Origin of the sequence: Agrobacterium sp. BT-220-3, from assembly GCF_025910175.1 — a bacterium.
GTDB lineage: Bacteria > Pseudomonadota > Alphaproteobacteria > Rhizobiales > Rhizobiaceae > Agrobacterium > Agrobacterium oryzihabitans.
Window position 1 is genome coordinate 1 of the sequence record NZ_JAPAIX010000046.1, and the last position, 1,198, is coordinate 1,198.

Sequence of the window (1,198 nt, forward strand, 5' to 3'; positions counted from 1 at the left end):
TGAACCGCACCGGGTTTGCCGGAGGCTCCAACTTCTGAGAGAGTGGAGCCGATATGAGCAAGACAACGAACAAGTTTTCACCTGAAGTCCGCCAACGCGCCATCCGTATGGTGCTTGATCACGAGGCTGACCACCCGTCGCGGTGGGCTGCCGTTTCATCTATTGCGGGCAAGATCGGTTGCTCGCCAGCCACGCTGCATGAATGGGTGAAGAAGACCGAGGTCGACAGCGGCAAACGAGCAGGCTTGCCGAGCGACGCGGCCGAGAAGATGAAGGCTCTTGAGCGGGAGAACCGCGAGCTTCGTCAGGCCAACGAGATTTTGCGCAAGGCGTCTGCTTATTTCGCGATGGCGGAGCTCGACCGCCCCTTCAAACGATGATCTCGTTCATTGACGAACACCGTGGCGTGTTCGGGGTCGAGCCGATCTGCAGGCTTTTGCCGATTGCCCCATCAACCTACTACGAGAACGTTGCCAAGCGTCTGGATGTGGATCGCCTATCGGTCCGAGCCCGCAGCGATATCGTTTTGAAGATCGAGATACGCCGGGTGTTCAACGAGAACTTCCAGGTCTATGGCGTGCGTAAAGTCTGGCGGCAGTTGCAGCGAGAAGGCTACGACATCGCCCGCTGCACTGTTGCTCGGCTTATGAGGGCAATGGGACTACAGGGCATCATCCGTGGCAAACCCGTCAAAACCACCGTGTCGGACAAGGCCGCGCCTTGTCCGCTCGACCGGGTGAACCGGCACTTTTTCGCGCCTGCGCCCAACATGCTCTGGCTTTCTGATTTCACGTATGTGGCCACTTGGCAGGGCTTTGTTTACGTCGCGTTCGTGATCGATGCCTTCGCTCGCCGCATCGTCGGTTGGCGAGCAAGCCGGACTGCCCATGCGGGATTCGTTCTCGATGCCCTCGACCAGGCGCTTCATGATCGGCGGCCCGTCCACCGTGGAGGACTGATTCACCATTCCGACCGCGGATCGCAATATGTGTCCATTCGCTATTCCGAACGGTTGGCGGAAGCGGGCATCGAGCCGTCGGTCGGGAGTGTTGGAGATTCCTATGACAACGCTCTCGCTGAAACGGTCAATGGTCTTTACAAGGCCGAGGTCATCCATCGGCGAGGACCGTGGCGAAACTTCGAAGCCGTGGAGTTCGCCACGCTGGAATGGGTAGATTGGTTCAACAACCGTCGCCTT

General features: G+C 58.8%; 1 protein-coding gene and 1 other annotated feature. The gene reads left to right on the forward strand.

Annotation, left to right across the window (positions count from 1 at the left end; all coding sequences use genetic code 11):
• Window positions 1–53: 53 nt before the first annotated feature.
• A protein-coding gene (locus OK142_RS25205; RefSeq protein ID WP_498685723.1) for an IS3 family transposase occupies window positions 54–1,198 on the forward strand; the annotation gives its coding sequence in 2 pieces (ribosomal slippage) (window positions 54–348 and window positions 348–1,198; 1,146 coding nt annotated over the 2 pieces). This gene is flagged as partial in the annotation.
• Window positions 335–451: a sequence feature (AL1L pseudoknot), on the forward strand. Its footprint overlaps the gene before it by 117 nt.